Source organism: Pseudarthrobacter sp. rb, assembly GCF_056389225.1.
Window position 1 is genome coordinate 40,062 of record NZ_JBWJAR010000015.1, and the last position, 26,612, is coordinate 66,673.

23 protein-coding genes and 1 tRNA gene are annotated in these 26,612 nt (G+C 66.4%); 11 read left to right on the top strand and 13 right to left on the bottom strand.

The window, feature by feature from the left end; all coding sequences use genetic code 11:
• Positions 1–10 precede the first annotated feature (10 nt).
• From ACWRN3_RS17495 to ACWRN3_RS17515, 5 genes are all read right to left on the bottom strand, one after another.
• Positions 11–1,108, bottom strand: a complete 1,098-nt coding sequence (locus tag ACWRN3_RS17495) for a D-TA family PLP-dependent enzyme (RefSeq protein ID WP_476741427.1) — start codon at positions 1,106–1,108, stop codon at positions 11–13.
• A 30-nt stretch (positions 1,109–1,138) separates the two neighbouring features.
• Positions 1,139–2,272, bottom strand: a complete 1,134-nt coding sequence (locus ACWRN3_RS17500) for an FAD-dependent oxidoreductase (protein WP_476741428.1) — start codon at positions 2,270–2,272, stop codon at positions 1,139–1,141.
• 38 nt (positions 2,273–2,310) lie between these two features.
• Complete coding sequence (locus tag ACWRN3_RS17505) at positions 2,311–3,237, bottom strand: AEC family transporter (protein WP_476741429.1); 927 nt, start codon at positions 3,235–3,237, stop codon at positions 2,311–2,313.
• 51 nt (positions 3,238–3,288) lie between these two features.
• Positions 3,289–3,714 carry an aspartate 1-decarboxylase gene (panD, locus tag ACWRN3_RS17510; RefSeq protein WP_255173567.1) on the bottom strand — a complete coding sequence of 142 codons (426 nt, stop codon included), beginning with the start codon at positions 3,712–3,714 and terminating at the stop codon, positions 3,289–3,291.
• 156 nt (positions 3,715–3,870) lie between these two features.
• Positions 3,871–4,785: a LysR substrate-binding domain-containing protein gene (locus tag ACWRN3_RS17515; protein WP_255173566.1), complete on the bottom strand. Its 915-nt coding sequence runs from the start codon at positions 4,783–4,785 to the stop codon at positions 3,871–3,873.
• 155 nt (positions 4,786–4,940) lie between these two features.
• On the opposite strand from ACWRN3_RS17515, the gene ACWRN3_RS17520 reads away from it, so the two are divergent.
• Together ACWRN3_RS17520 and ACWRN3_RS17525 are read left to right on the top strand one after the other, a co-directional pair.
• A complete protein-coding gene (locus tag ACWRN3_RS17520; RefSeq protein WP_476741430.1) occupies positions 4,941–6,404 on the top strand; it encodes an amino acid permease in 1,464 nt (487 codons plus the stop codon).
• Between the two features lie 325 nt (positions 6,405–6,729).
• A complete protein-coding gene (locus tag ACWRN3_RS17525) occupies positions 6,730–10,224 on the top strand; it encodes a bifunctional proline dehydrogenase/L-glutamate gamma-semialdehyde dehydrogenase (protein ID WP_476741431.1) in 3,495 nt (1,164 codons plus the stop codon).
• A 75-nt stretch (positions 10,225–10,299) separates the two neighbouring features.
• Here ACWRN3_RS17525 and ACWRN3_RS17530 read toward each other — a convergent pair whose 3' ends face one another.
• Together ACWRN3_RS17530 and ACWRN3_RS17535 are read right to left on the bottom strand one after the other, a co-directional pair.
• Positions 10,300–10,494 carry a hypothetical protein gene (locus tag ACWRN3_RS17530; protein ID WP_255173563.1) on the bottom strand — a complete coding sequence of 65 codons (195 nt, stop codon included), beginning with the start codon at positions 10,492–10,494 and terminating at the stop codon, positions 10,300–10,302.
• 288 nt (positions 10,495–10,782) lie between these two features.
• Positions 10,783–11,637, bottom strand: coding sequence for a LysR substrate-binding domain-containing protein (locus tag ACWRN3_RS17535; protein WP_476741432.1), 855 nt, complete (start codon positions 11,635–11,637; stop codon positions 10,783–10,785).
• Between the two features lie 141 nt (positions 11,638–11,778).
• On the opposite strand from ACWRN3_RS17535, the gene ACWRN3_RS17540 reads away from it, so the two are divergent.
• A complete protein-coding gene (locus ACWRN3_RS17540; RefSeq protein ID WP_476741433.1) occupies positions 11,779–13,158 on the top strand; it encodes an MFS transporter in 1,380 nt (459 codons plus the stop codon).
• A gap of 102 nt (positions 13,159–13,260) precedes the next feature.
• Here the strand turns inward: ACWRN3_RS17540 and ACWRN3_RS17545 are convergent, their stop codons facing one another.
• Together ACWRN3_RS17545 and ACWRN3_RS17550 are read right to left on the bottom strand one after the other, a co-directional pair.
• Complete coding sequence (locus tag ACWRN3_RS17545; protein ID WP_201302376.1) at positions 13,261–13,401, bottom strand: hypothetical protein; 141 nt, start codon at positions 13,399–13,401, stop codon at positions 13,261–13,263.
• A 94-nt stretch (positions 13,402–13,495) separates the two neighbouring features.
• Positions 13,496–13,566 (bottom strand) — tRNA-Gly (locus ACWRN3_RS17550).
• Between the two features lie 240 nt (positions 13,567–13,806).
• On the opposite strand from ACWRN3_RS17550, the gene ACWRN3_RS17555 reads away from it, so the two are divergent.
• A complete protein-coding gene (locus ACWRN3_RS17555; protein ID WP_255173560.1) occupies positions 13,807–14,268 on the top strand; it encodes an SRPBCC family protein in 462 nt (153 codons plus the stop codon).
• A 12-nt stretch (positions 14,269–14,280) separates the two neighbouring features.
• On the opposite strand, the gene ACWRN3_RS17560 is transcribed toward ACWRN3_RS17555, so the two are convergent.
• Positions 14,281–15,987: a CAP domain-containing protein gene (locus tag ACWRN3_RS17560; RefSeq protein WP_476741434.1), complete on the bottom strand. Its 1,707-nt coding sequence runs from the start codon at positions 15,985–15,987 to the stop codon at positions 14,281–14,283.
• Positions 15,988–16,129: 142 nt separating this feature from the next.
• Between ACWRN3_RS17560 and dcd the strand changes: the two genes are divergently transcribed.
• Complete coding sequence (gene dcd, locus ACWRN3_RS17565) at positions 16,130–16,705, top strand: dCTP deaminase (protein ID WP_159630142.1); 576 nt, start codon at positions 16,130–16,132, stop codon at positions 16,703–16,705.
• A gap of 46 nt (positions 16,706–16,751) precedes the next feature.
• Here dcd and ACWRN3_RS17570 read toward each other — a convergent pair whose 3' ends face one another.
• From ACWRN3_RS17570 to ACWRN3_RS17580, 3 genes are all read right to left on the bottom strand, one after another.
• Positions 16,752–17,933, bottom strand: a complete 1,182-nt coding sequence (locus ACWRN3_RS17570; RefSeq protein ID WP_255173558.1) for a cation:proton antiporter — start codon at positions 17,931–17,933, stop codon at positions 16,752–16,754.
• A gap of 5 nt (positions 17,934–17,938) precedes the next feature.
• Positions 17,939–18,421: a cation:proton antiporter regulatory subunit gene (locus tag ACWRN3_RS17575; RefSeq protein ID WP_159630146.1), complete on the bottom strand. Its 483-nt coding sequence runs from the start codon at positions 18,419–18,421 to the stop codon at positions 17,939–17,941.
• 63 nt (positions 18,422–18,484) lie between these two features.
• The gene (locus tag ACWRN3_RS17580; RefSeq protein WP_476741435.1) at positions 18,485–19,888 is read right to left on the bottom strand and encodes an MFS transporter; all 1,404 of its coding nucleotides are present in this window, start codon (positions 19,886–19,888) and stop codon (positions 18,485–18,487) included.
• Positions 19,889–20,083: 195 nt separating this feature from the next.
• Between ACWRN3_RS17580 and ACWRN3_RS17585 the strand changes: the two genes are divergently transcribed.
• Genes ACWRN3_RS17585 through mnhG form a run of 6 tightly spaced genes read left to right on the top strand, consistent with a single transcriptional unit; the run spans position 20,084 to position 26,608 of the window.
• The gene (locus tag ACWRN3_RS17585) at positions 20,084–23,185 is read left to right on the top strand and encodes a Na+/H+ antiporter subunit A (protein WP_476741436.1); all 3,102 of its coding nucleotides are present in this window, start codon (positions 20,084–20,086) and stop codon (positions 23,183–23,185) included.
• Entirely contained in the window at positions 23,182–23,787 is a 606-nt protein-coding gene (locus tag ACWRN3_RS17590) for a Na(+)/H(+) antiporter subunit C (RefSeq protein ID WP_324643366.1), read from the top strand. The genes ACWRN3_RS17585 and ACWRN3_RS17590 overlap by 4 nt, the downstream gene beginning before the upstream one ends.
• A complete protein-coding gene (locus ACWRN3_RS17595; RefSeq protein ID WP_324643365.1) occupies positions 23,784–25,391 on the top strand; it encodes a Na+/H+ antiporter subunit D in 1,608 nt (535 codons plus the stop codon). Before ACWRN3_RS17590 ends, ACWRN3_RS17595 begins: the two co-directional genes overlap by 4 nt.
• Complete coding sequence (locus ACWRN3_RS17600; RefSeq protein ID WP_324643364.1) at positions 25,388–25,933, top strand: Na+/H+ antiporter subunit E; 546 nt, start codon at positions 25,388–25,390, stop codon at positions 25,931–25,933. Before ACWRN3_RS17595 ends, ACWRN3_RS17600 begins: the two co-directional genes overlap by 4 nt.
• Positions 25,930–26,208, top strand: a complete 279-nt coding sequence (locus ACWRN3_RS17605) for an MrpF/PhaF family protein (protein ID WP_255173552.1) — start codon at positions 25,930–25,932, stop codon at positions 26,206–26,208. The genes ACWRN3_RS17600 and ACWRN3_RS17605 overlap by 4 nt, the downstream gene beginning before the upstream one ends.
• Complete coding sequence (gene mnhG / locus ACWRN3_RS17610; RefSeq protein WP_255173551.1) at positions 26,198–26,608, top strand: monovalent cation/H(+) antiporter subunit G; 411 nt, start codon at positions 26,198–26,200, stop codon at positions 26,606–26,608. Before ACWRN3_RS17605 ends, mnhG begins: the two co-directional genes overlap by 11 nt.
• Positions 26,609–26,612 lie beyond the last annotated feature (4 nt).

The window sequence follows — 26,612 nt, forward strand, 5'->3', positions numbered from 1 at the left end:
TACTTCCCCGCTATTTGTTTTTTCCGCGTGCGGCTATGCGCCAGCGGTCCACGATTTTGCCGCAGGCGACGACAGTGATGTCGTCAACGAGATTCACGGCCACGCATACGTGGTTCGGTATTACCCGTAACCGCTCTCCGAGAGGCGGGAGCTCTGCATCTGCTGGCCAGACCACGGTCGCGTGATGTTCCGAGAGCGCGGTGATGCGTGCTTCGGGATAGTCGAGCAGCCGTCCAAAGCCGGTGGCCCACGCAGGTCGGTCGCCGCCCAGGATTTTGCTGCCGGAGTCCAGGACGATCCTTCGCGGTATGACGTCGTCGCCCTCATGCCGGCTTACCACTGTTGCGGCGACGGTCAGCGCGATGTCTTCAGGGACGCATCGTTCCAGTTCCAGTTGCTGGGCGTCATTGAAGACATAAACTCCAGGCCGGACCTCGGTGGCTACGGAATCACCGGTGAGAGTGGCGGTGGGAGTTGAACCGCCGCTGCGATGCAGGATTTCAAATCCTGATTGCGTGAGCAGGTCCGAGGCCTGTCTGAGGGCCAACCGTTCGTCTTCGGTTGCTTTCAGGGGCATCCCCGGGGCGTAGCTGTGGCCCGGGAAGGTGAAGACGCCTCTGACCCTCAGACCGGCGCGTGCCGCGGTGTGGGCCACGTCAACGACCGCACCTGGGGCGATTCCGCTTCGGTGATGGCCACTGTCGATTTCCAGCAGCACGTCAAAGTCGCCGGCTGCGTCATTCAAGGACGCTCCCATTGCTTGGGCGGCCTCCCGTGAATCGAGTCCTACTGAGATCTTTGTGGTGGCAGCAAGTCGGCGCAGGCGTTCGGCTTGACGAGGACCGACCCAAATGGGGTAAGCGATGAAGATGTCGGCAGCTCCGTGTCCTGCAAAGACTTCAGCCTCCCCGAGGGTCGCGACAGTGATGCCGACTGCACCGGCCGCCAGCTGCAGTTGCGCGATTTCGGGCACCTTGTGGGTTTTCACGTGGGGTCGGAGGTTCAAGCCTTTCGCGTGGACGGCAGCGGCCATGCGGTCGATGTTCCGCTGGAGCACATCCCGGTCGACCAGGATCTCTGGAGTGTCGACTTCTTCTGGGATTGTCATCGCTGGTTCTCTTTCTCTAGGTCGAGGCCCCTAGCGGGACGCGCGGAAGATCGACGGCGCGTCCCGGGTCCCGGTCGCAAGGTCGGCCAGGATGCGCCCGATCACCGGGGTGAACTTGAAGCCGTGCCCGGAGAAGCCCGCGCCGATCACCACCGGCCCTATCCTGTCCAGGACAAAGTCCTCGTCCGGGGTGGTGGTGTAGGTGCAGCTGATGGCCTCGAAGGAATCGGGGTCGACGCCGGGCAACCACTGCCTGGCATAGTCCTGCAGCGCTGCGAGCTGGGCTGGTTCGGGCAGGAAGTCCCGGTGGTCCGGGTCCACCACGGGGCCCACGCCGTGCCAGCCGGCCTTGATGCCTTCGCCGGGGGTCTGCATTCCGTACACGGGGGAGTACCAGCCCTGGTAGTCCGGGCCCGGGTAGTGGTTGAAGCCGGGCCACACCGCGCCGGGGTCCGCCACGCGGAAATGCGCCGGCTGCTCCTGGGTCACCCTGAGCTTCGGGATCCGCAACGCTGCGGCGCCCGTGCCCGCAACACGGGCCAGCAGCTTCTCCGTCCAGCCGCCGGCCGTCACCACGGCCTGGGCTGCGGTAACCACCTCCGTGCCCGCAGCCGATTCGAGCGCCAGCCGCACGCCGTCGTCGAATACCTCGAAGTCCACCACCTTGGTGTGGTGCCTGATCTCGGCGCCGCGGGTTGAGGCCAGCCGCTGGAAGGCGGGCAACGCCGCCTCGGGGTTGAGCTGGCCGCCGTCGGGCATATGCAGGACCTGCTGGTCGAACCGGATGCCGCGCCAGCGTTCGCCGGCCTCACCGGGGGACAGGAATTCGGCGCTGATGCCGGCCTCGGTGAGGGCTGCGGCGACTTTCGGGAGGTCGCCGCCAGGACCATGGGTGACGACGCCGGTGCGCGCCAGCAGCTGCACCCCGCTGTCCTGCTCCAGCTCGTCCCACAGGGCCAGCCCCTCGGCCAGCATGGCCACGTAGTCCGGCTGGTGGTAGCCCGGGTTGAGGTTCCGGGTGGCGCCGTGGGACGCGCCGATCTTGTGCCCGGGGCCGAACTGCTCCACGAGCGTCACCTGCCGGCCGCGGCGGGACAGTGCCCACGCGGCGGCCGAGCCCATGGCGCCACCACCGATCACTACGGTATCCAGCACAGTATTCATCAGCCCTCCAAGCTGCAGTTACGACTCGTGGCCAGTGCTCACGCCAGCAGCAGCGCGACACCGATCATGGCGGGCACTGCCACCACGGTGGTGATCAGCACGGTGTCCTTGGCGACGGTAAGTCCGGTTTGGTAACGGCTGGCGGCCACAAACACATTCTGCGCGGTGGGCAGGGAGGACGTCACCACCACGGCAAACAGCGCATGGCCGTCCATGCCAAGCACGAAGCGGGCAAAAACATAGGCCAAGGCCGGCTGGACAGCTAGCTTGAAGCCACTTGCCAGCAGGGTATCCACGCGGCGGCCGGACGAAGCCTGCAGGGGCCGCGTGCCGTTCAGGCTCATCCCGAACGCCATCAGCATGGCGGGAATCGCGGCCCCGCCAATCAGGTGGATCGGCTCCATGACCAGCGCCGGAACCTGGAAACCGGTGCCGGCCACCAGCAGCCCCAGTCCGGAGCCCACGATCATGGGGTTGCGCAGGATCATCAGGAAGAATCCCAGGACCGTGGTCCGGTGCGTGCTGGTGCTCGAGTCCAGGATCATCAGGAACATCGGGGTGAAGAAGGCCAGCTGGAAGATCAGCAGCGGCGCCACGTAGCTGGCATCTCCCAGAACATATACCGCGATGGGAATACCCAGGTTCGCCGAGTTCGCAAGGGACGCGGACATGGCGGACATCAGCGATTCCGGGAGGGCCCGCTTCAGCCAGAACCTGGCCAGGGCGAAGAAAATGGCGGCAGCGGTAATCGCCGCCACCGCCGTGACCAGCAGCGGCTCGGCGAAGACTTCCTGCAGGCGGGCCTTGCTCAGGGTTTCGAAAAGGAGCGCCGGGCTGGCCACGAAGAACGTCAGGCCGCTCAGTACGGGGCGGGCGTTATCGCCGAGGATCCGCTGCCGGCCCACGAACCATCCCACCAGGATGATGCACCAGACCACGAAGAACCCTGCCAGCACCCCTAGCAAGGATCAGCCGTTCGGGCACGGCGGAGGCAGGGACCGGGTCGCACGCTCCGGTTACAGGGTGGCGTTGTTAAGCGCGAAAGGGGGGCGCATCATGCCGGGGGTGAGGCTTTCGGCGGGGTCGTTGCCCAGCTGGATGATCCGGTTGTCCCGGTCCACGTGGACCACCTTGGGCTCGTAGGCCCTGGCCTCTTCGGTGGTCATTTCCGCGTAGGTAATGAGGATGACGATGTCGTTCTCGTGCATGAGGTGCGCCGCTGCACCGTTGATGCCGATGACGCCGGAACCGCGCTCGCCGGCGATCGTGTAGGTTTCAAGCCGCGCGCCGTTGGTGACGTCCACAATGGACACCAGCTCGCCGGGCAGGATGTCGGCGGCTTCGAGCAGGTCGAGGTCAACGGTGACCGAGCCGACGTAGTGCAGGTCGGCGTGCGTGACGGTGGCCCTGTGGATTTTGGACTTGAACATTGTTCGATTCATAACGGGTCCAGTCTAGTCCTGCGGCCCTTTACCCGCAGTGACGCACGAAACATACGGGCCCGCGCGGTGACACGGGTGCTCAAGGCTCAGGGGACGCACCTGCGCAGCCACGGGCGGCCTGGCTACGCACGGAAGGACGCGGACGACGGCGGCCGGTCACCCGGCGTCGTCCGTTGCCACCGCCGCCGCAGCCGCAGCCAGGGTTTCCCTGGCTGCCAGGATGGCCGGGCGCTGGGTGCTGGAGCGGCGCACCGAGGTGAAAATGGTGCGGTGCGGCTTGCCCGGCAGCTCCAGGAGCTGCGCGGTGGTGCCGCGGCCCGTCCACACCAGGTCCGGCATCAGGGCCACGGCATTGCCGGACTCGATCAGGCGGGCCTGGGCCTGCAGGTCGGCGGTTTCAAACCGGACATCGGGCTCGAATCCTGCGCTGCGGCACGCCTGTTCTGCCCAGTGCCGCGATGCGGCGCCGCGCGGTTCCATGACCCAGGCCAGGTCTGCCGTGTCCTCCAGGGAACGGATCGCGGGTCCGCCGCCGGACGCGGGCGGAACGGCCAGCCGGATGGCGTCGGTGGTCAGCTTCACCTTGTCCAGCTCGGGGTAGCGCGGGGCCGCGTGTCCCGGATACTGCTCGGCAATCACCAGGTCGAAGTCCCGCGCCCACGTTTCATGCAGTGCCGTCTCGGGCTCACGCTGGATCATCTCGATCCGCACCTCGGGGTACGTCGCGGCCATGCGCGTCAGGGTGTCGGGCATCAGGGCGAGCGCCGCAGACTGGAACACCGCGATCCGCACCGTCCCCGTGACCGTGGTCAGGGACGCAGCCAGGTCCGCTTCTGCCTGCTCCATGGTTTCCAGCAGCTGCGCCGTGTGTGCCACCAGCACTTCCGCCTGGGGCGTCAGCTGCACCCGCCGGCCCGTCTTCCGGAGCAGCTCGACGCCCACTTCCTTCTCCAGGAGGGCCAGCTGCTGCGATACCGACGACGGGCTGTACTGAAGCGCCTCGGCCACCTCCGCCAGCGTCCCACGGATGCTTAATTCGCGGAGCAGCCGCAGCCTGCGCACATCAAGCATGATGGATTCCTAACTGAAACTAACGAATATAGGTTAGAAGTAGCCACTTTATCTAACGCAATCGCGCACGCATACTGTTGAAACCGAGTTACCCCCGTCACAGCCAGGTTTCTTGGCGTGCCGCGGCGGGGTCGCACCCCAACCAGGAGTTCCTGATGAGCAGCAAAGATTTGAGCCAATCGATCATGCGGCGAAAGCCCATCGATGACATCGAAGAAGAGAGCAAGCACAGCGGACTGTTCAAGTCCCTCGGGCTGTGGCAGCTCACCGCCATTGGCGTTGGCGGGATTATCGGCGTCGGCATCTTCTCCCTCGCGGGGCTGGTGGCCGCCGGCAGTGAAGGCACACCCGGGGTGGGGCCCGCGGTGCTGATTTCCTTCCTGATTGCAGGCCTCGCCTCCGCGGCCGCCGCCCTCTCCTACGCGGAGTTCGCCGGCATGATCCCGCGCGCGGGCTCCGCCTACACCTACGGCTACGTGGCCCTCGGCGAGGTGATCGGCTGGTTCATCGGCTGGGACCTGCTGCTGGAATACATCGCCATCGTCGCCGTGGTGGCCATCGGCATCTCCGGTTACCTGGACGCCTTCCTGGCCGGCATCGGCATCCACCTGCCGACCTGGATGACCTCCACCTTTGACGAAGGCAAGGGCGGGATCGTCAATATCCCGGCCATCCTCGTCTGCCTCCTGGTCACCTGGATCCTGTCCCGTGGCACCAAGGCGTTCGGCCGGTTCGAACTAATCGCCGTGGCCATCAAGGTCATCCTGATCCTGTTCATCATCGGGCTCGGCGTCTTCTACATCGACACCAACAACTACAACCCGTTCATGCCGAGTGGGTTCGGTCCCGTGGTGGCAGGCTCCGCCACCGTCTTCTTCGCCGTGTTCGGCTACGACGCCATGAGTACCGCGGCCGAGGAAGCCAAGGACGGCAAAAAGCACATGCCCAAGGCCATCGTGCTCTCGCTCATCATCGCCATGCTCCTCTATGTTGCCGCCACCCTGGTCCTCACCGGCATGCAGAACTACAAGGACATCGACCCCAAGGCCGGGTTCGCCTCCGCCTTCACTTCGGTGGGCCTGCCCGTCATTGCCACCATCATTTCGGTGTTCGCGGTCCTGTCCATCCTTACCGTGATGCTCACCTTCCTGCTCGGCGTCACCCGCGTCTGGTTCTCCATGAGCCGTGACGGCCTGCTCCCGGGCTGGTTCGCCAAGACCGACCGGCACGGCACCCCGCAGCGCGTCACCTGGATCGGCGGCATCGCCTCCGCCTTCCTGGCGGGAGTCTTCCCCATCAAGGCAGTCGCGGACCTCACCAACATCGGCATCCTGGCCGCGTTCGTCGTCGTGTGCCTGTCCGTGATCATCTTCCGTTACAAGCGGCCTGATGCTCCCCGTACGTTCCGCCTCCCCCTGATGCCCGTCATTCCGGCGTTCGGTGTCCTGGCCTCCGCCTTCCTGATGCTGCAGCTGCACTGGGAAACCTGGCTGCGGTTCGTGGTCTGGCTGATCATCGGTTTGGTCATCTACTTCGGCTACGGCCGCAAGCACTCGCTGATGAACCCCAGCAGCCCCCGCCACGAGGAACTCGCAGAGCTGCACCGCCCGCTTTCCTGACCTCTCCCCGGACGCGCCATCACCTTCTGCCCGTTTTTCCCCAACGCCCCATCAGATAATGCGGCGTCCAGCCGAACCCTCCCCCACATTCCGTGGGGGAGGGTTCGTTGCTTTGGGCGGAAGGTGATGGGGCGCCGGCGGCTTGGGGGCGGAATGTGATGCGGCGTTGGCGGTTTTGGGGCATCAGGTGATGGGGCGTGGGAGGTGAATAAAACATTGGTTTTCCTAACCTGTACTGGTTGGAAAAGATCGCTTTATCTTATGTGAGTTGAAGCTCATACTGGTGGAAAGACCTCCCAGAACACCAGAAAGATCGGGAAAAACAATGACCCACGTTGCAATGGAACCGGCAGTCGCCAAGGCGGCCACCCCGCAGACCGTCGACGTCGACGTCCCCCAGGCAAAGGCCCTCGCCAATGAAGCGGTCGCCCTGGTCCGGCGCTGGCTCACCGAGGCCGCCAAGGTTCCGGTGGACGCTTCCGCCGAGCATCTGGCCGGCGTCCTGAAGGACCCCAACGGCCTGGACTTCACGGTGGGCTTCGTGGACGGCGTGGTCCGTCCCGAGGACCTCAACGTCGCCGCCCGCAACCTCGCGAAACTGGCCCCCAAAGTTCCCGCCTTCCTGCCCTGGTACATGCGCAGCGCCGTGGCACTGGGCGGCACCATGGCCCCCGTCCTGCCGCAGGTGGTCATCCCCGTGGCCCGCAAGGTCCTGCGCGAAATGGTGGGCCACCTGATCGTTGATGCCACCGACGCCAAGCTGGGCCCGGCCATCGCCAAGATCAAGAAGGACGGCATCAAGCTCAACGTCAACCTCCTGGGCGAGGCAGTCCTCGGGGAGCACGAGGCATCCCGCCGCCTCGAAGGCACGCACACGCTGCTGGCCCGCCCCGACGTCGACTACGTCTCCATCAAGGTCTCCTCCACCGTGGCCCCGCACTCCGCCTGGGCCTTCGACGAAGCCGTGGAACACGTCGTCCAAAAGCTCACGCCGCTCTTCCAGCGCGCCGCCTCCTTCCCCAAGGCCAAGTTCATCAACCTGGACATGGAGGAATACAAGGACCTGGACATGACCATCGCGGTGTTCACCCGGATCCTGGACAAGCCGGAGTTCAAGAACCTTGAGGCCGGCATCGTGCTCCAGGCCTACCTCCCGGACGCCCTGTCCGCCATGATCCGGCTGCAGGACTGGGCTGCCGAACGCCGTGCCAACGGTGGCGCCGGCATCAAGGTCCGCGTGGTCAAGGGCGCCAACCTGCCCATGGAACAGGTGGAAGCTTCGCTGCACGACTGGCCGCTGGCCACCTGGGGTTCCAAGCAGGACTCCGACACCAGCTACAAGAGCGTCATCAACTACGCGCTGCACCCCGAACGCATCAAGAACATCCGCATCGGCGTCGCAGGCCACAACCTGTTCGACATTGCCTTCGCCTGGCTCCTGGCCAAGCAGCGCGGTGTGGAGTCCGGCATCGAATTCGAGATGCTGCTGGGCATGGCGCAGGGCCAGGCCGAGGCCGTCAAGAAGGACGTCGGCTCGCTGCTGCTTTACACCCCGGTGGTGCACCCGTCCGAGTTCGACGTCGCCATCGCCTACCTGATCCGCCGCCTGGAAGAGGGCGCCAGCCAGGAAAACTTCATGTCAGCGGTCTTCGAGCTCAGCGAAAACGAAGGGCTGTTCGAGCGCGAGAAGCAGCGCTTCCTCTCCTCGCTGGAGGCCCTGGACAACACCGTTCCGCTGCCCAACCGCCGGCAGGACCGCAGCCTTCCCCCCGCGGCGATGCTGCACACCGGTTTCCGCAACACCCCGGACACCGACCCCGCGCTGCCGGCCAACCGCATCTGGGGCCGGGCCATCCTTGGCCGCGTCCCGTCCTCCACGCTGGGCAACGCCTCCGTCAAGGCCGCGTTCATCAATGACGAGGAAACGCTGAACTCGGCCATTGCCAACGCCGTGGAGAAGGGCAAGGCCTGGGGCGGGCTCTCCGGCAGCGAGCGCGCAGAAATCCTGCACCGCGCCGGTGAGATCCTGGAAGCCCGCCGCGCCGACCTCCTCGAGGTCATGGCCAGCGAGACCGGCAAGACAATCGACCAGGGCGACCCCGAGGTCAGCGAGGCCGTGGACTTCGCCCACTACTACGCCGAATCCGCGCGCAAGCTGGACACGGTCGACGGCGCCACATTCGTCCCAGCCAAGCTCACTGTTGTCACGCCGCCCTGGAACTTCCCGGTCGCCATCCCGGCAGGGTCCACGCTTGCGGCACTCGCCGCCGGATCCGCCGTCGTGATCAAGCCTGCCAAGCAGGCCGCCCGCAGCGGCGCCGTCATGGTGGAGGCCCTGTGGGAGGCCGGTGTGCCCAAGGGCGTGCTGACCATGGTCCAGCTGGGGGAGCGGGAACTGGGCCGGCAGCTGATCAGCCACCCTGCCGTGGACCGAGTGATCCTCACCGGCGGCTACGAAACTGCGGAGCTGTTCCGGTCCTTCCGCAAGGACCTGCCGCTCCTTGCTGAAACGAGCGGCAAGAACGCCATCATCGTCACGCCCAGCGCAGACCTGGACCTGGCGGCCAAGGATGTGGCCTACTCCGCGTTCGGCCACGCCGGCCAGAAGTGCTCCGCTGCCTCGCTGGTGATCCTGGTGGGCTCCGTGGCGACGTCCAAGCGGTTCCACAACCAGCTGATCGACGCCGTCACGTCCCTGAAGGTGGGCTACCCGCAGGACCCCACCAGCCAGATGGGCCCCATCATCGAACCCGCCAACGGCAAGCTCCTTAACGCCCTCACCACGCTGGGTGAGGGTGAGAGCTGGGCTGTGGAACCGGCGAAGCTGGACGGGACCGGCCGGCTGTGGAGCCCGGGCGTGCGCTACGGCGTCAAGCGCGGCTCCTACTTCCACCTGACCGAATTCTTCGGCCCGGTCCTGGGCGTGATGACCGCTGACACCCTGGAAGAGGCCATCGCCATCCAGAACCAGATCGAATACGGCCTCACGGCAGGCCTGCACTCCCTCAACTCCGAGGAACTGGGCATTTGGCTGGACACCATCCAGGCCGGCAACCTCTACATCAACCGCGGCATCACCGGTGCCATCGTCCAGCGCCAGCCATTCGGCGGCTGGAAGAAGTCGGCCGTCGGCGCCGGCACGAAGGCCGGTGGCCCCAACTACCTGGCCGGCCTGGGCGACTGGCTCCCCGCGGAGGCATCCGCCAAGGCTCCGGTAGCCAACGCGGCCGTCCGCCGCATCCTCAACGCGGCACGTCCCGCCCTGGAGCCGGCAGGCCTTGAGTCCGTCCAGCGGGCCCTGGCATCCGATGCCGAGGCGTGGGCTGACGAGTTCGGCACTGCCAAGGACGTCTCCGGGCTGGGCGCGGAGCGCAACATCTTCCGCTACCGCAGCCTGCCGGTCACCATCCGCCTCTCCGAAGGCGCGCCGCTGGCGCACCTGGTCCGGACTGTGGCGGCTGGAGTGCTGGCGGGGTCGGCCGTCACGGTGTCCACCGCCGTCGAACTTCCCGCCCAGCTGCGCTCCGTGCTCACCGCACTGGACATCGACGTGACGGTGGAGTCCGACGCCGGCTGGCTGGCTTCCGCCGGACACCTCGCCGCCGCGGGCAAGCTTTCAGGCGCCCGCGTCCGCCTGATCGGGGGCAATGCCTCCGCTCTGGCCGAAGCCACCGGCGGCAGGCCCGACCTGGCCATCTACGCCCACCCCGTCACGGAGGCCGGCCGCGTGGAGCTGCTGCCGTTCCTGCATGAGCAGGCCGTCAGCATCACCGCCCACCGGTTCGGCACCCCGAACCATCTGTCGGACGCGCTGATCTAGCGCCTGCGGGCACAAAAAGGTCCGGCGGGTGAGCTTGCTTCCACAAGCCCAACCGCCGGACCTTTTGTATGTCCGCTAGCCCAGGTACCAGCCGGGCGGCGTCCAGGTGGCAGGGACGCTGTGGGCTGAGAAATCCTCGCAGCGGGTGCAGGTGTAGGCCACCTCGCCCAGGGTGGCCACCGTTCCGTCACGCCGGTAGGTGGGCGGAATGTACGACTCGAGGTAGACGAACTCGTCCGTACGGCATTTGTCGCAGGTGGGTTTCCCCACGTATCCGGAATCTACGGAGGCGTGTCCGGTTCCGAGCGTGCTCTGGCGGGTGGACGGCCGTACGGTGGAGTACGGCCGTGCGTGCGCAGATCCTGGGTGGATGTTCCTGGCTGTCGTCATTGGCTGCCTGTCCCAAGCGATGGTTTCCGGCATGCGGATACGCGCTTGTTTCGGTGAACTGGCCTGCTGCTTGACCTTGGAAAACCAGCATAGGTGATGCCACTTCCCCTATCAATGGACACGGGCCCCCTAACTCCCCTAAATGCTGGAAATTGAGCCGCGGGAGAGTTAAGTTTCGCGGTTAATGGTCCTGCCGACAATCGACTGGGTCAGGGCGTCGATCACCTCAGCATTGGCCAGCGGATTGCGGATCAGGGTGAAGTCAACGTCCCCCACAGCGGGAAGATCGAAGCGCCGGGTAATGATCTTCAGGTCTTCGGGCACCAGCGACGTGGGCATGACGGCCACGCCGATGCCCGCCCTGACCGCTGCCAGGACCCCGCTGATCTGCCGGGTGGTGCACGTGATCCGCCACGTCCTGCCGTTGGCCTCCAGTGCATCGATGGCCAATTTTCGGCTGAGGCTGGGGGCGGGATAGGCAATCAGGGGTACGGGAGTTCCCGGTTCCATCACCGTCTGTTCCAGGCCCACCCAGGAAAACGAATCGTGCTGGACCACGGTGCCGTCTTTGGCCCCGGCCACCCACTTCACGAAGACGAGGTCCAGTTGGCCGGCGTTGAGCTTTCGGTACAGCTGGTCGCTTTGGCCCACTGTGAGTTCGAGGTTGATCTGCGGGTAGATCTGCCGGAACTCGCGCAGGATCCGGGGCAGCCCGGTGATCGCGAGGTCGTCAGCGGTTCCGAACCGCAGCCGGCCGCGCATGGCCGACCCCGAGAAATAGCGGGCGGCGGCGTCGTGCGCGGACAGGATGTTCCGGGCGAAACCGGCCATCGCATCGCCGTTGTCCGTGAGCCTGACGTCGCGGGTGTCCCTGGTGATCAGGGTGCGCTTGGCGGCTGCTTCAAGTTTGCGGATGTGCTGGCTGATGGTGGGCTGGGCCAGGCCCAGGCGTTCAGCAGCCTTGGTGAAGCTCAGGGTGTCCGCTACCGCCAGGAAGGAGCGCAACTGTGCTGGTTCGAACATAACGGTCCCCGGTGTCCTTCCGGCTGGGTTGTCTATTGCGTTTTGCAATACGAGTTATAGGGACCATACCCCTCCATAATCGGCTCGGCCAGCCTAGCGTTAAGGACATCCCAGACCGCCCGCAATTTTGAGGACACTCCTGTGGCACCGCCTCCGCCTTCGTCGGCTTCCGTCTCCCAGCCAGTCATCGACGCGGCCGGTTCAGCGCCGCCCGACAACCAGACCCAGCCGCTGCCCGTCGTGGCGGAGCGGCTTCCCTGGAAGCACACCTTCATCTCGCTGAAGGTGCCCAACTTCCGGATCTTCGCCGTCGGACACTTCATCGCCGTCATCGCCATCTGGATGCAGCGGATTGCGCAGGACTGGCTGGTGCTGCAGCTCTCCGGTTCCGTGACGGCCGTCGGCGTGACCGTGGCACTGCAGTTCCTGCCGTCCCTGCTGCTGGGTCCCTGGGGCGGCATGATCGCCGACAGGTTCGCCAAGCGGAAGATCCTCATCCTGTGCCAAAGCATGGCTGCCGTGCTGGCTGCAACGCTGGCCACGCTTGCCCTCACCGGCGTCATCATGGTGTGGCACGTCTACGCCATCGCCCTGGTCCTGGGCCTGGTGACGGTCCTTGACCAGCCCGCGCGCCAGGTGTTCGTCAACGAGCTGGTTGGTCCCCGGTACCTGCGGAACGCCATCAGCGTGAACTCCACGACGTTCCAGTTGGGCGGCCTGATCGGTCCCGCCATTGCCGGCCTGCTCCTGACGGCGGTCGGTGCCGGCTGGGCTTTCGCGGCCAACGCCGTTGCCTGCTGCTCCACGGTGGTGATGCTGCTGATCCTCCGGAAGGACCAGCTGTACGTCAACGCTCCCACCCCCAAGACCAAGGGAATGCTCCGGGAGGGGCTCCGCTATGCCTTGAGCAAGCCCACCATCTATTGGCCGTGGCTGATGGCCGGCTTCATCTCTGTTTTTGCCATGAGCCTGCCGGTGCTCCTTGCTGCCTTCGCGGACCACGTATTCAAGATAGGCGCCGGCGGCTACGGGCTCCTCAACGCGCTGGTGGCACTCGGCGCGCTGTCCGGCGCCGTGGCCTCCACCCGCCGCCGGCAACTGCGCCTGCGGTCAGTGGTGTTCTGCGCCGGAATGTATGGCCTGATGCTCTGCCTGGCCGTCCTCGCACCCTCCATGGTCTGGTTTGGGGTGGTCATGGTGCTGTCCGGCTTCTGGTGCCTCATGTTCCTCACCGGCTCCAACCAGCTGGTGCAGGTCAGCTCCAACATGGGGATCCGCGGGCGGGTGATGAGCCTGTACATCATGGTGCTCATCGGCGGCCAGGCGCTGGGCGGGCCCATGCTGGGGTGGATTGCCGAACACGCCGATCCGCATGTGGCCCTGCTGGTATCCGGCGGTGTCCCTGCACTGGCCGCCCTGACCGTGGCCGCCATCCTGGCGCGGAAGGGTGGCCTGACGGTCAGGATGGACATGAAGGACCGCCTGCCGTTGAGAATCGTCAACCGGCAGGCAGGAGCCTAGGGAGCGTGCCCGCTGGGCTCCTCCCAGGCGCGAAACAAGACCCCGCCATCGGTCTCGATGACGGGGTCTTGTACTTGGGCCCAGCAGGTTCCTGGTGCTGGTTTACTTCTTCTTCGCCGCTTTGGTGGGCGTGACGTCCAAGGAGCCGGCAGGGGCGGATGCGGCCCTCTTGTCTGCGCGCTTTTCCTTGATGGACTTTCCGGACTTCTTTGATGCCGTTTGACGCGGTGACTTATCAGCCATGATTGCTCCTGTAGCGGAACCGCAAAAGGTTCCTTACTGCAGACCATACACCTTGGGGATGCCTCCGGGCGTGTGCAGCTGGAGGAGCGGAAAGAGCGGCTGACGGGAATCGAACCCGCGTATCAAGCTTGGGAAGCTAGCGCTCTACCATTGAGCTACAGCCGCAGTGCCGGCGCTCGCGCGGGGCAGAACTTAGCTTAGCGCAGATCTGCGGGCTTCCCGCCAACCCGGACCGGCGGCCGCTGCCGTGTCCTGCAACCCTGGACGTCATCCAGTAACTCTTCAATAACGTCGGCGGTGCCGGCTAGGTCTGGGTGCTGGGCGGTGGCTAACCTGATCCGGGTAGCGGCCGCTTTGGGGGAGGCAGCTATTGCGGCAGCCGACGTCAACCACAGGAATTTCTTCATGGCAATCGCAGAGCACGAGGTCCTCATAGAACGCGACGCCATGGCCGTGTACCAGTACCTCGTTGATGCCACCAATCTTCCCGCCTGGCGCAGCGACGTCCGCAGCGTGAAGCTCGTGCAGGGCCCGGCCGAAGCCAAGGGCGCGGTGTACCGGAAGATGGTCGCCGGACGCTCCGGGCTGAGCATCCCCGCGGACCTGGAGATCACCAATGTGCGGCCCGGAGCCGAAATCCAGTTCCACGTGGTTTCCGGCCCTGCCACCCGCTGGGGCGGCTACTACCTCAGCAGCGAAGACGCCGGCACCAGGGTCCGGTTTGCCATGGAAGCCAAACGCGAGGGACGGTTCGGGTTCCTCAGCCGGTGGACCTTCTTTAACGGGATGCTCCAGCGCCGGGTCAGTTCCGACGTGGCCCAGCTGGACCGGCTGAAGAACGTGCTGGAGCTCCAGCCGGCCCTCTGACTCAATCCGGGATCACTGTGCCAGCCGCTGCCCGGTCCATGGTCCGGCAATGTACGACGGCGACGCGAGGCTTCCGGAGCCCAGGTCCCAGTACTGCACGGTGTCGTTGGCCCGGCGGAGCGCAACACCCCTGGAGTTCAGTCCGGTGACATTCCGCAGCGCCCGGATTCCCGTGACGTCCATCCAGCCGGTGGCGACGGTGGCCCGCGTTTCTGCGCGGAGCGCGGTGCTGCCCAGTCCGCGGTAGAGCTGCACGGTGCCGTCGGCCCTGAGCCCCAGGATGTCCTGGAAGCCGTCACCGTCGTAGTCCACCATGGACAGCCGGGATGCGTAGACGCCCGTGGCAACCGTGACGCGCTCAGCAATATCACCGGTGCCCTTGTTGCCGTAAAGGTACAGATTTCCAGCGCCGTCCAGGGCCAGGATCTGCGGCATCCGGTTGTGGACGCACCAGCCTCCCACCGCCAGGGTCAAGGTATCCCATCCGCCCACGCCGAGGGTGATGGGCGCCTGGAACCCGCCACTGGCGATGCCCCGGTGCAGGGTCAGGTTGCCACTGGCCCACTGGGTCAGGACGTCGTAAGCGCCGTCGCGGTCCCAGTCGGTGACGAAGACTTCCTTGGCTCCGCTAAAGCCTGCGCCGATTACCCTGGCCGCGGCGTAGGTGCGGGGCCCGGTGGAGGCGCGGTCGAGCAGCTGTCCCGCGGAATCGACGGACACGAGGTCGGCCGGACCGGTGATGGCGGCAGCGGCGAGGTTGAGGGTGGGCGGCATGTGCTTGACGGGTGCATCGCACAGGCTTGGCGGCGGTGGCGGGAGCGCGCCGCCCGATGACGCACCGCCCGGTGAATCGAGGGTGCCCGCCGGCAGCGTGGTGTAACCAAAGAAGTTCACCACACCCCAGATCTGGTAGGTGGAGTTGGTGTAGGAGACCCCAGCGCCCATCACGTTGAAGCGCGGGTCCAGGAGCATGGCGTTGTGGCCGGGTGATCCCTTCCACCATTCCACGAGCTGGGCAGCGTCCCGGTCGGTGCGGATTGCGATAATCTCACCGGCGCCGTTGTTGGGGCTCATCGCGCGGGGGTCGGTCCAGAAACTGGCCCGGTGCTCGATCACCTCACGGGTGGCAATGTTGTCCGACCATTCCTGCGACAACCCGGCCACGGTGGGGTGGTACTTCACCTTGTTCAGGCCGTTGGCCACGCGGTACTCGTTGATCTTGGTGAAGAGGGTAAGGATGGCGGCGGAATTGCTGTCCGGGACCAGGGCCTGGGTGGAAGTACGCGCGGCGGCAGGGTCGGGAGCCGCGGGCTGGGTGGACGGCGATGCCAGTTCCTGGTCCGGTGCCCAGAGCGGAGGGATGGAAACGGTCTGGGGTGCGGCTTCGGTGGATGGTGAAGCCGGGGCCGGCGGTGGTGCCGTTTCCGTTACGGGTTGGACCGCCGCCGTGGAAGGAGCTGCCGCGGGCGCGGACGTGGTGACGGGCGCGGGGGTGGCCTCCACGGGCGACGCAACCTGGATGTCCGGGTCAACGGCAGGAGTGAGGCGTCCGGCGGAACCGTCGTCCTTACTCGTTATACCCGCGCCGCGCACCAGGGGCGCTGCCAGCGAGATGCTCGCTGCTCCCGCCTGGTTGGGGGGCAACGGCGCAGGAGGTGCGGACGAGGACGAAGAGACCAGCGCCAACGCACAGAGCACGCCAAGAAAAGACGGTGCCACTAATTTATTCACAACATCCCCAGCTCTGTTATGCCATCCGGGAGACCATTCCGGCGGCTTTCATTCGCAACATTAGCCCCACGAGGCCACAGCAACAACGGGAAAGTGCAGGTGTGGATAACCGATACGGTAATTTGGGACGGTGCTGATCTCTGACCGCGACATTCGTGCCGAAATTGATTCCCAGCGGATCGTGCTGGAACCGTTCGATCCGGCGATGGTCCAGCCGTCGTCCGTGGATGTCCGGATCGACAAATTCTTCCGGTTGTTCGACAACCACAAGTACGCGCACATCGATCCCGCCCAGGAGCAGCCCGAGCTGACCCGGCTGGTGGAAGTGGAGCAGGACGAGGCCTTTATCCTGCACCCGGGTGAGTTCGTCCTGGGGTCGACTTACGAGACCGTCACGCTGCCCGATGACATTGCGGCCCGGCTGGAAGGCAAGTCATCCCTGGGCCGGCTTGGCCTGCTGACGCACTCCACTGCAGGCTTCATCGACCCCGGCTTTTCCGGGCACGTCACCCTTGAGCTGTCCAACATGGCCACCCTGCCCATCAAGCTGTGGCCGGGTATGAAGATCGGCCAGCTCTGCTTCTTCCGGCTGAGCTCGGCCGCGGAGTTCCCGTACGGCCAGGGGGAGTATGGCAACCGGTACCAGGGCCAGCGCGGTCCCACCGCCAGCCGCAGCCACCTGAATTTCCACCGCACCAGTATCTAGCAGCGCCTGTAGCCGGCCGCCGGCCTCCAGCCGGGCCGGAGCAACGCTAGAGCTGTGGTGCGACCGCCGGCCTCCGGATAAACGGCTTGGCCAGCGGTTCCACGTAGCGTGCGGCCAGCGGCCCCATCACCGCCATCAGCAGCACGTAGGCGGTGGCGAGGGCCGCGAGCTGATGCGGGACCGCTCCCGAAGCGACAGCCAGGCCCGCGATCACGATGGAGAATTCGCCGCGGGCCACCAGGGCGGCGCCGGCGCGGAAGCGCCCGGGCCGGGCAATCCCGGCCTGCTTGGCCGCCCAGATTCCGGTCAGCATCTTGGTTGCCGCGGTGGCCACGGCCAGGACCAGGGCCCAGCCCAGGACCGGCGGGATGGATGAGGGGTCCGTGTTGAGCCCGAACGCCACGAAGAAGATGGCTGCGAACAGGTCCCGCAGCGGTTCGAGGATGCGGGTGGCGTTGTGGGCGGTGGAACCTGAGATGGCGATCCCCAGCATGAAGGCACCAACCGCGGCGGAAACCTGCATGGCGGACGCTGCGCCCGCCACCAGCAGGGCTGCCCCGAGGACATTCAGCAGGAAGACCTCGGAGTTCTCGCTGTGCACCGCCTTGGAAACATGGTGCCCGTGCCGCAGGGCGACCATGAGGACCATGCTGACCACGGCCAGGGCGATCCCCACCGTGGTGAGGCCGCCGAGGAAACTGACGCCCGCGAGCGTGGCCGTGAGGATGGGCAGGTACACGGCCATGGCCAGGTCCTCGAACACCAGGATGGACAACACCACGGGGGTTTCCCGGTTGCCCAGCCGGCCAAGGTCCGTGATGACCTTGGCGGCGATGCCTGACGAGGATATGTAAGTGACGCCGCCCATGACCATGGCCCCCACCCCGCCCCACCCCAGGAGCAGGGCAAGCGCGGCGCCGGGCAGGAAGTTCAGGACGAGGTCGAGGACGCCTGCCTGCCAGGAGCGGCGCAGGCCGGTGAAGAGCTCTGCGGCCGTATATTCCAGCCCGAGCATAAGCAGCAGGAGGATGACGCCGATCTCCCCGGAGAGATGTGCGAACTCGTGCATGCCTTCAAGCTTGATGATGCCGCCGGCCCCGAAAGCCAGCCCTCCGAGCAGGTAGAAGGGGATGGGGGACATGCCGATCCGTCCGGCCAGCCTGGCCAGGAGGCCGAGGCAGAATACAACGGCCCCCAGTTCAACGAGGGTCTGGGCCAACGGGTCCATGGGAACTAGCCGTGGCGCAGGATGTCGGCCGCTGAGTCGAGGCCTTCCTGGGTGCCCACTGCCACCAGCAGGTCGCCGGGGTGGAGGACGACGTCGGGTCCCGGCGAAGGCAGCACCTCGCCCTCGCGCATGATGGCCACGATCGACACGCCGCACCGGGTGCGGATGGACGCCTTCCCCATGGGCTGGTTCTGGAACGGTGAGTCCGCTGCAATGGAGAACTGCCGGGTGACGATGCCCGGGACGTCCTTGTGCTCCTCTGCGAGCTTCATGGCCAGGTGCATGCCGCCCAGGAGGTTGCCCAGGGTGGCTGCTTCATCGCTGGTGAGCGGAATCGAAGCCTGGCAGGTGTCGGGGTCGTCCCAGGTGGAAACGATGAGTTCCGTCTGGCCTTCCCGGAGCTCCACGACGCCGATGCGGCGTCCGGAGGCGGTCATGAAATCCTTCCGGCGGCCCAGTCCGGGGAGGTTCGTTTCGTCCACGTTCATGACTCCAGCCTAGTCTGCCTGGCAACATCCCGCCGGGGCCTGGAACAGGGCAGGAAGGTGGTTTCAGTTGGCGGGGACCACGGCAATGGGGGCCCGTTCCGGCGCCTTCACGGGCAGCAGCACCAGGAGCCCGGCGAGCAGGACCACCATGATGCCCAGGATGCCCCACCGCTGTGCCTGCCCGGCGGGCACCAGCGGGGTGGCCACGGTGATGCAAAGCGTGAAGAGAGCAGGCGCCAGGAAGCTGACGGCCCGGCCGGTGGTGGCGTAGAGGCCGAACAGCTCACCGGCTTCGCCGTGCGGTGCGAGGCGGGCAAGGTAGGCGCGGGAGGAGGACTGGGCGGGACCGACGAACAGGCAGAGGAAGAGCCCGAAGACCCAGAACGTGGTGCTGCCCGCCCACTCCATGCCGAAGACGGAATAGTTGCCGTTTCCCAGGACCAGGATTGCGCTCCCGGCAACCAGGAGGCCCACCAGGGAGCCGGTGATGACGGCCTTGGGCCCCGCCTTGTCGTCCAGGAACCCGCCGATCATCGCACCGACGGCTGCCACGACGTTCCCGAAGATGGCGAAGAAGATGACCTGGGAGAGGGCAAAGCCGAAGGTGCCGGCAGCGATGATGCCGCCGAACGTGAAGACGGCGGCGAGGCCGTCCCGGAACACGGCGCTGGCCAGGAGGAAGTAGATCGTATGCGGGCTGGTGGCGTAGATGGCCTTGATCCGCCGGAACAGCAGTCCGTAGCTGGCCAGGAACCCCAGCCGCGCGGCCTGCCCGGAGCGGGGCAGTTCAGGGACGGCGAACAGGACGGGGAGCGCGAAGACAAAGAACCACAGGGCGGAGAAAACGGCCACCAGCCTGATGTTGAGGCTGTCCTGCGTGGAGGCGCCGAACCATTCGAAGGCCGGCTGGACGAACAGTTGCAGGACGATCAGGAGTGCCACGATGCCGCCCAGGTAGCCGGCGCCCCAGCCGAAACCGCTGACCTTTCCGATGTTCCGTGGGGTGGACACCTGCGCGAGCATGGCGTTGTAGTTGACGCCGGCGAATTCGAAGAAGACGTTGCCCAGCGCGATCAGGGACACGCCGAGGAGCAGGAATTCCGGGTGCGGGAACACGAAAAAGCACAGGGCGGTGAGGATGGCGACGGCGGCCGAGTTGACGCCCAGCCACAGCTTGCGCCGCCCCCCTGCGTCGGAGCGCTGGCCGGTGACCGGTGCCAGCAGCGCGATGGCGAACCCGGCTACCGCCAAGGCGCCGCCCAGCACTGCGGAGGCACTGTCCTCGCCGCCAAAGGCGTTGGAGGTGAGGTAGACGGTGAAGACGAACGTGGTCATGACGGCGTTGAAGGCCGCAGAGCCCCAGTCCCAGGAGGCCCAGGCCAGGACCTGTCCCCTGGTGGAGGACCCGGTTCCGGCAACAAGATCCGAGGCGGGCTGCATCGCCCCGGGAGCGCTGGCGCTGTTCATAGGATGCATCGTATCCGCCCGTGGCGAACACCCCCGGGAGCGAGGGCCCTTGTCGCCGGGGATTCAGGCTTCAGGTGTAGGCAAAACCGCCAAGGTTACCGGACCGGCCTTGGTAAACTGAACCCTCCCGAACCTTACTTTTTGCCGCCTGCTCCAACTTTTGACAATCGAATCCCTGACGTTGCGGAGAATACAGTGATCACAGTCCTTGCCGTGCACTTTTCGGTGGCTGTCCTCGCACCCTTCCTCTTCAGGGTCTGGGGCCGCAACGCCTTCTACGCGTTGGCTGCAGTCCCGGCGGTTTCCTTTGGCTGGCTGATGTTCCAGCACAATCCCATCTACTCCGGACCGGGTGCCGTCACTGAGGTCTTTGAATGGGTCCCCAGCCTCCACCTGGCGCTGGCGTTCCGTATGGACGCCCTGGCCTGGGTGATGTCCCTGCTGGTGCTCGGCGTGGGTTCGCTGGTGCTGGTCTACTGCGCGCGCTACTTCAAGCGGAAGGACCAGGACCTGGGCGCCTTTGGTGCCCAGCTGCTGGCGTTCGCCGGTGCCATGTTCGGCCTGGTCACCGCGGATGACCTCCTGCTGCTGTTCATCTTCTGGGAACTGACCACCATCCTGTCCTACCTGCTGATCGGCTTTGCCCGGACCCGGCTTGCGGCCCGCCGCTCCGCCCTTCAGGCGTTGATGGTCACCACCGCCGGCGGCCTTGCCATGCTGGTGGGCCTGATCATGCTGGGCAATGCCGCCGGCACCTACAGCATCTCCGCCATCCTGGAGCAGGCCCCGGCGCTGGCCGGCGGGACGGCGGGCACCATGGTGAGCGCCGCCGTCGTCCTCATCCTGGTGGGTGCCATCACCAAATCAGCGCTGGTCCCCTTCCACTTCTGGCTCCCCGGCGCCATGGCGGCCCCCACCCCCGTCAGCGCCTACCTGCACGCGGCGGCGATGGTGAAGGCAGGCATCTACCTGGTGGCGCGGCTTGCCCCCGGATTCTCGGAGACGGCGTTCTGGCAGCCCGTGGTCCTGGGGCTGGGCCTGGCCACCATGCTGGTGGGCGGCTACCGGGCGCTGCGGCAAACCGACATCAAGCTGATCCTGGCCTACGGCACCGTCAGCCAGCTGGGCTTCCTGACCATGGTGGTGGGCCTGGGAACGCCCGACGCCGCGCTGGCGGGCCTGGCTATGCTGCTGGCACACGGCCTGTTCAAGGCCACGCTGTTCCTGGTGGTGGGCATCATCGACCACCAGTCCGGGACCCGCGACGTGCGTAAACTGTCCGGCGTCTTCCGCTCTTCCCGGGCCCTTGGCATTGTGGCCGGCATCGGGGCTGCGTCCATGGCGGGCGTTCCGCTGCTGGCAGGCTTTGTGGCCAAGGAATCGGTGCTGGAGGCATTCGTGCACCACGCCACGGGCCCGCACGCCGGGCCGTGGGGCGTGCTGGTCCTGGTGGGAATAGTGGTGGGCTCGATCCTCACTTTCGCCTACAGTGCCCGCTTCATGTGGGGCGCATTCGCGGTCAAGCCCGGCGTGGACCCCACCCCGTTCAAGGCCATCAGGCCTTCCTTCCTGGCCGCCCCCGCGGTCCTCAGCCTCCTGACCATCGCCTATGGGCTTTGGCCGGTTCCGGTGGACGCCTGGATCCAGCCGTACGCCGCGCTGTTCGCTTCCACAGCGCCCGACGCCGGCACCGCGGCAGCGCAGGCGGGCCACCTTGCGCTGTGGCATGGCGTCACCCCCGCACTGGGGCTGACGGCCGTCACCTTCGCCCTGGGCCTTGCCATGTACTTTGGCCGCAACGCAGTGGCCCGGGCCCAGTCCCTGGTCCCGGCCTGGGTGGACGCCGACCGCGCCTACCAGCTGACCATCGGCGCGCTGGACGACGCGGCCGTCTGGATTACCGGCCGGACCCAGCGCGGTTCACTGTACTTCTACCTCGCGGTCATCCTGAGCGTGGCGTTCGTCCTGCCGCTGGCCGCGATCCTGCTAGGCGGCAACGCCCTGCCGCAGGACATCTACCTTGTGGACCCCAATTCGCCGTTGCAGCTGGTGGCCGGGGTGGGCATCGTCATCGGCGCCCTGGCTGCCGTCAAGGCCAACAAACGTTTCCTTGCCGTGCTCATGGTGTCCGTCACCGGGTACGGCATCGCGCTGCTATTCGCCCTGCAGGGTGCCCCGGATCTGGCCCTGACCCAGATGCTGGTGGAAACCATCATCCTGGTGGCCTTTGTCCTGGCCATGCGCAGGCTGCCGCCCGAACTGCGGGACCGCACCGGCGGAAAATACCGGGTCCTGCGGGTGATCATCGGCTTGGGCTTCGGCGTGACCATGGTGTTCGCCGCGATTTTCGCCATGGGCGCCCGGACCGCCATCCCCGTGTCCCTGCAGTTTCCGCAGCTCGCCTATGAAGGCGGCGGCGGCCTGAACGTGGTCAACGTGACCCTGGTGGACATCCGCGCCTGGGACACGTTCGGCGAGATCAGCGTCCTGGCGCTGGCCGCCACCGGCGTGGCAAGCCTGATCTTCGTCCGCGGCCGGGGCGACAGGCTGCAGGCGTCCGCCACCGTTGCAGCAGGCACGGTGGGACGCCACCCCGGTGTTGACCCCGGCTCCCGGGACGCGGCGGCGCTGGCCATCAGCCGGAAGTTCGCAGCCTCCACCCGGGACCCCTGGATCGTGGCAGGGCGGACGTTGGCTCCGGAGCGCCGCTCCATCATCTTCGAGGTGGTCACCAGGCTGATCTTCCACTCCATGATCATCTTCTCGCTGTACCTGTTGCTGGCCGGCCACAACCTGCCGGGCGGAGGATTCGCCGGCGGCCTCACCGCGGGCCTGGCCCTGACCATCCGCTACCTGGCGGGTGGCCGGTTCGAGCTGCGGGAGGCGGCGCCCCTGAGTGCCGGCGCGCTGCTGGGCATTGGCCTGGCCCTGGCGGCCGCCTCCGGAGTGATGCCCCTGCTGCTGGGCGGCCAGGTCTTCCAGTCCGCCATCATCCAGGTGTGGCTGCCGGTGTTTGGGGACATCAAGTTCGTCACCTCCACCATCTTTGATATCGGCGTCTACATCGTGGTGGTGGGCCTGGTGCTTGACGTGCTGCGCAGCCTCGGAGCCGAGATCGATGAACACCTGGAGGACCAGTCCGCGCCCGGCAGCGAGGACCAGGAACCGGGCCAGGAGCAGGAACCGGACCACGGCAAGGGCCGGGAGCCGGACCGGGTTGGGGAAGACCAAGGACCCCGCCTGGACCAGGAACCGGACGGGGTTCCTGCAGAGACCACCGCAAAGGGCCACGCATGAGCGTCAACCTGACCCTGCTGATTGTCATGGGAGCGCTGTACGCCTGTGGCATCTACCTGATCCTGGAACGCAGCCTGACGCGGGTGCTGCTGGGGCTGATGCTGCTGGCCAACGCCACCAACCTGCTGATCCTGGCCACCGGGGGATATGCAGGGCTGGCGCCGCTGTTCACCAAGGACACACCCGCCCAGGACTACAACGATCCACTGCCGCAGGCCCTGATCCTGACGTCGATCGTGATTTCCTTCGCCGTCACGGCATTCATGCTGGGCATCATCTACCGCACGTGGGTGCTGGCACGCCAGGACGACATCCAGGATGACGTGGAGGACCTCAGGGTGGCGGAGACCCCCAGCTTCGATGCGGAGGACGACGCTGAAGTCCCGGCGGAAACGTCCGAATTCCCGCTCACCATGCTCGGTTCCGACGGCCGGAATGTGTCAGACCACGGACCGTCCGGAGCGGACGCCGGCCAGGAAACGGACCAGCCGGTGGCCACGCTGGTGGCCGGCGGCCGGGAGATGCCCGCAGAACACGCTGCCGCGGAGGAAAAGCCCGGCTCACTCAACGTTGACCCCAGCCCGGAAGGAGGCGGAAAGTGAACATCGCAAGCTTTGCCCCGCTCGCCGTCGTACTTCCCATCCTGGGCGCCGCCCTGACCTTCCTGCTGATCCGGCACTCCAGGGCGCAGCGCGCTGTGAGCATTGGCCTGCTGTCGCTGACCCTGGCGCTCGAATGCCTCCTGCTGGCCTCCGCGTGGAACGGCGGCACCGCCGCGGTGACCATCGGAGGCTGGATCCCTCCGTTTGGCATCGTCATGGTGGTGGACCAGTTTTCCTCCCTGATGCTGGTGGTGTCCTCCGCCGTGAGCCTGGCCGTGCTGGTCTACGCCACAGGGCAGGGCATGGCAGACGGCGACCACGACGCACCGGTCTCGATCTTCCACCCCACGTACCTGATCCTGGTGGCAGGGGTGTCCAACGCGTTCCTGTCCGGTGACCTGTTCAACCTCTACGTCGGCTTCGAGATCCTGCTGACCGCAAGCTACGTGTTGATGACCCTGGGCGGCACCGGGCCGCGCATCCGCGCCGGCGTCACCTACGTGGTGGTGTCCGTGGTGTCCTCCGTGCTGTTCCTGATTGCCATCGCCATGGTCTACGGAGCCACCGGAACGGTGAACATGGCGGACCTGGCCATCAAGCTGGGCGAACTGGACCAGGGCACCAAAACCCTGCTGCATGTGATGCTCCTGGTGGCCTTCGGCATCAAGGCCGCCGTTTTCCCCCTGTCCTTCTGGCTCCCCGACTCCTACCCCACGGCGCCCGCGCCGGTCACCGCCGTGTTCGCCGGCCTGCTGACCAAGGTGGGCGTCTACGCGATGGTCCGGACCGAGACGTTGCTGTTCCCCGGCGACACGTTGAACACGCCCCTGATGGTGGTGGCGCTGCTGACCATGGTGGTGGGCATCCTGGGTGCCCTGGCCCAAAGCGACATCAAGAGGCTCCTCTCGTTCACCCTGGTCAGCCACATCGGCTACATGGTGTTCGGGCTGGCCATGTCCTCCGCGGTGGGACTGGCAGCGGCGGTCTTCTACGTGGCGCACCACATCACCATCCAGACCAGCCTCTTCATGGTGACCGGCCTGATCGAGCGCCGCGGCGGCAGCTCGTCCGTGGACCGGCTGGGCGGCCTAGCAAAGCTCTCGCCCATGCTGGCCCTGCTGTTCTTCATTCCCGGCATGAACCTCGCCGGCATCCCGCCGTTCTCCGGGTTCCTTGGCAAGGTGGGGCTGCTGCAGGCCGGCGTCCAGCTGGGCACACCACTGGCCTACGCGCTGGTGATTGGCGGGGTGGTGACCAGCCTCCTGACCCTGCTGGCCATCGCCAGGGTATGGAACCGCGCCTTCTGGCGCCGCCCCACCGACGCCGAGCACCCGGACCCGGTGCTCCTTGCCCCTCCTGCGGCCAGGGTTTCCGGTCCAGGCGCCAAGGTCAACAACACCGTGACGCTCCTGCCGCGCACCATGGTGGGCCCGACAGCGGGCCTGGTGGTGCTCGGCGTTGCCCTGACCGTCTTTGCCGGACCGCTGTTCGGCCTGTCGGACCGGGCCGCCCGGGACATGCTGGACCGGTCGCCGTACATCGAGGCGGTGCTGGGCGACGGTACGCCGGTCCCGGGCGCAACTGCCGGGGGAGGAGGGCGATGAGCCGCAAGCGCATTTCGCTGCGCCAGGAATTGCCCCTGCTGGTCTGGCTGGTGATCATCTGGGGTGCCCTGTGGCAGGATTTCAGCCCCGGCAACCTGTTGTTCGGTGCCCTCCTGGCCGTGGGCGTGGCCCGGCTCTTCTACCTGCCGCCGGTGGAACTCAGCGGCCGTTTCAACATCCTTTACGCCGTGCCCTTCGCGCTGGCCTTCGTGGGCAAAGTGGTGGTGGCCAGCGCCCAGGTGCTGTACCTGGCGACGGCCCGTGGACCCAAGGTGACCAACGCCGTCGTCGCAGTGAAGCTGAGGAGCCGCCAGGACCTGATTGTCACCGCCACCGGACATGTGATCTCCCTGATCCCGGGCTCGCTGGTGGTGGAGGTGGACCGCTCCACGTCCACCCTGTACCTGCACGCCCTCAACATCACCTCCAAACAGGACGTGGAGGGCCTGCGGAACGAAGTCCGCTCCATTGAAGCCGGCCTGATCCGCATCATGGGCAGCCGCGAGGAACTCGAAGAAGTGCAAATGGAGGCCACCACATGATGAACGTTGTCCTTGCCGTTACAGCCGTCATTTTCTCGCTGGCAGCGGCCGGCGCCATCATCCGGATTGCCCGTGGCCCCTCGCTGCTGGACCGGGTGCTGGCCACCGACGTGCTGCTCGCCATCCTGGGCGGGGCGCTGTGCATCGACATGGCCGTCAACCGGCACCTGAACAACCTGATGCTGGTGGTGGCCATCTCCATCATCGGGTTCATCGGGTCCGTGACGGTGGCCCGGTTCGTGGCGGACCGGAGGGTGAAGCCCAATGAATCCTGACTTCTCCGGGCCGGACGCCTGGATCGACACTGTCTCCGCCGTGTTCATGGTGGTGGGGGCGCTCATGTCCCTGGGCGCGGCGATTGGCCTGCTGCGCTTCCCGGACCTGCTGAGCCGGATGCATGCCGCCACCAAGCCCCAGGTCCTGGGCCTGTTCCTGCTGCTGGCCGCCATCGGGCTGCAGATGCGGACCTGGTGGGTGTGGCCGGTCCTGGTGGTGGCGTGGATCTTCCAGCTGCTCACGGTACCCGTGTCCGCCCACATGGTGGGCCGGGCCGGCTACCGCACCAAGCACCTGCACCGGGAGCTGCTCACAGCCGACGAGCTGGAAGCCGTGGTGCAAAAAGCCGCCGCCGAGACTGCCCTGAAGGACAGTCCCGACGACGGCCGGCAGCGCTAAGCGG

Excerpts from the sequence above, each read along its gene's own strand:
- ACWRN3_RS17495 (WP_476741427.1), bottom strand. The coding sequence starts at position 1,108 with ATGACAATCCCAGAAGAAGTCGACACTCCAGAGATCCTGGTCGACCGG.
- ACWRN3_RS17545 (WP_201302376.1), bottom strand. The coding sequence starts at position 13,401 with ATGGCTGATAAGTCACCGCGTCAAACGGCATCAAAGAAGTCCGGAAAG.
- ACWRN3_RS17555 (WP_255173560.1), top strand. The coding sequence starts at position 13,807 with ATGGCAATCGCAGAGCACGAGGTCCTCATAGAACGCGACGCCATGGCC.
- ACWRN3_RS17605 (WP_255173552.1), top strand. The coding sequence starts at position 25,930 with ATGATGAACGTTGTCCTTGCCGTTACAGCCGTCATTTTCTCGCTGGCA.
- ACWRN3_RS17520 (WP_476741430.1), top strand. The coding sequence starts at position 4,941 with ATGAGCAGCAAAGATTTGAGCCAATCGATCATGCGGCGAAAGCCCATC.
- ACWRN3_RS17600 (WP_324643364.1), top strand. The coding sequence starts at position 25,388 with ATGAGCCGCAAGCGCATTTCGCTGCGCCAGGAATTGCCCCTGCTGGTC.
- mnhG (WP_255173551.1), top strand. The coding sequence starts at position 26,198 with ATGAATCCTGACTTCTCCGGGCCGGACGCCTGGATCGACACTGTCTCC.
- ACWRN3_RS17535 (WP_476741432.1), bottom strand. The coding sequence starts at position 11,637 with ATGTTCGAACCAGCACAGTTGCGCTCCTTCCTGGCGGTAGCGGACACC.
- ACWRN3_RS17580 (WP_476741435.1), bottom strand. The coding sequence starts at position 19,888 with ATGAACAGCGCCAGCGCTCCCGGGGCGATGCAGCCCGCCTCGGATCTT.
- ACWRN3_RS17590 (WP_324643366.1), top strand. The coding sequence starts at position 23,182 with ATGAGCGTCAACCTGACCCTGCTGATTGTCATGGGAGCGCTGTACGCC.
- ACWRN3_RS17570 (WP_255173558.1), bottom strand. The coding sequence starts at position 17,933 with ATGGACCCGTTGGCCCAGACCCTCGTTGAACTGGGGGCCGTTGTATTC.
- ACWRN3_RS17515 (WP_255173566.1), bottom strand. The coding sequence starts at position 4,785 with ATGCTTGATGTGCGCAGGCTGCGGCTGCTCCGCGAATTAAGCATCCGT.
- ACWRN3_RS17525 (WP_476741431.1), top strand. The coding sequence starts at position 6,730 with ATGACCCACGTTGCAATGGAACCGGCAGTCGCCAAGGCGGCCACCCCG.
- panD (WP_255173567.1), bottom strand. The coding sequence starts at position 3,714 with ATGAATCGAACAATGTTCAAGTCCAAAATCCACAGGGCCACCGTCACG.
- ACWRN3_RS17575 (WP_159630146.1), bottom strand. The coding sequence starts at position 18,421 with ATGAACGTGGACGAAACGAACCTCCCCGGACTGGGCCGCCGGAAGGAT.
- ACWRN3_RS17500 (WP_476741428.1), bottom strand. The coding sequence starts at position 2,272 with ATGAATACTGTGCTGGATACCGTAGTGATCGGTGGTGGCGCCATGGGC.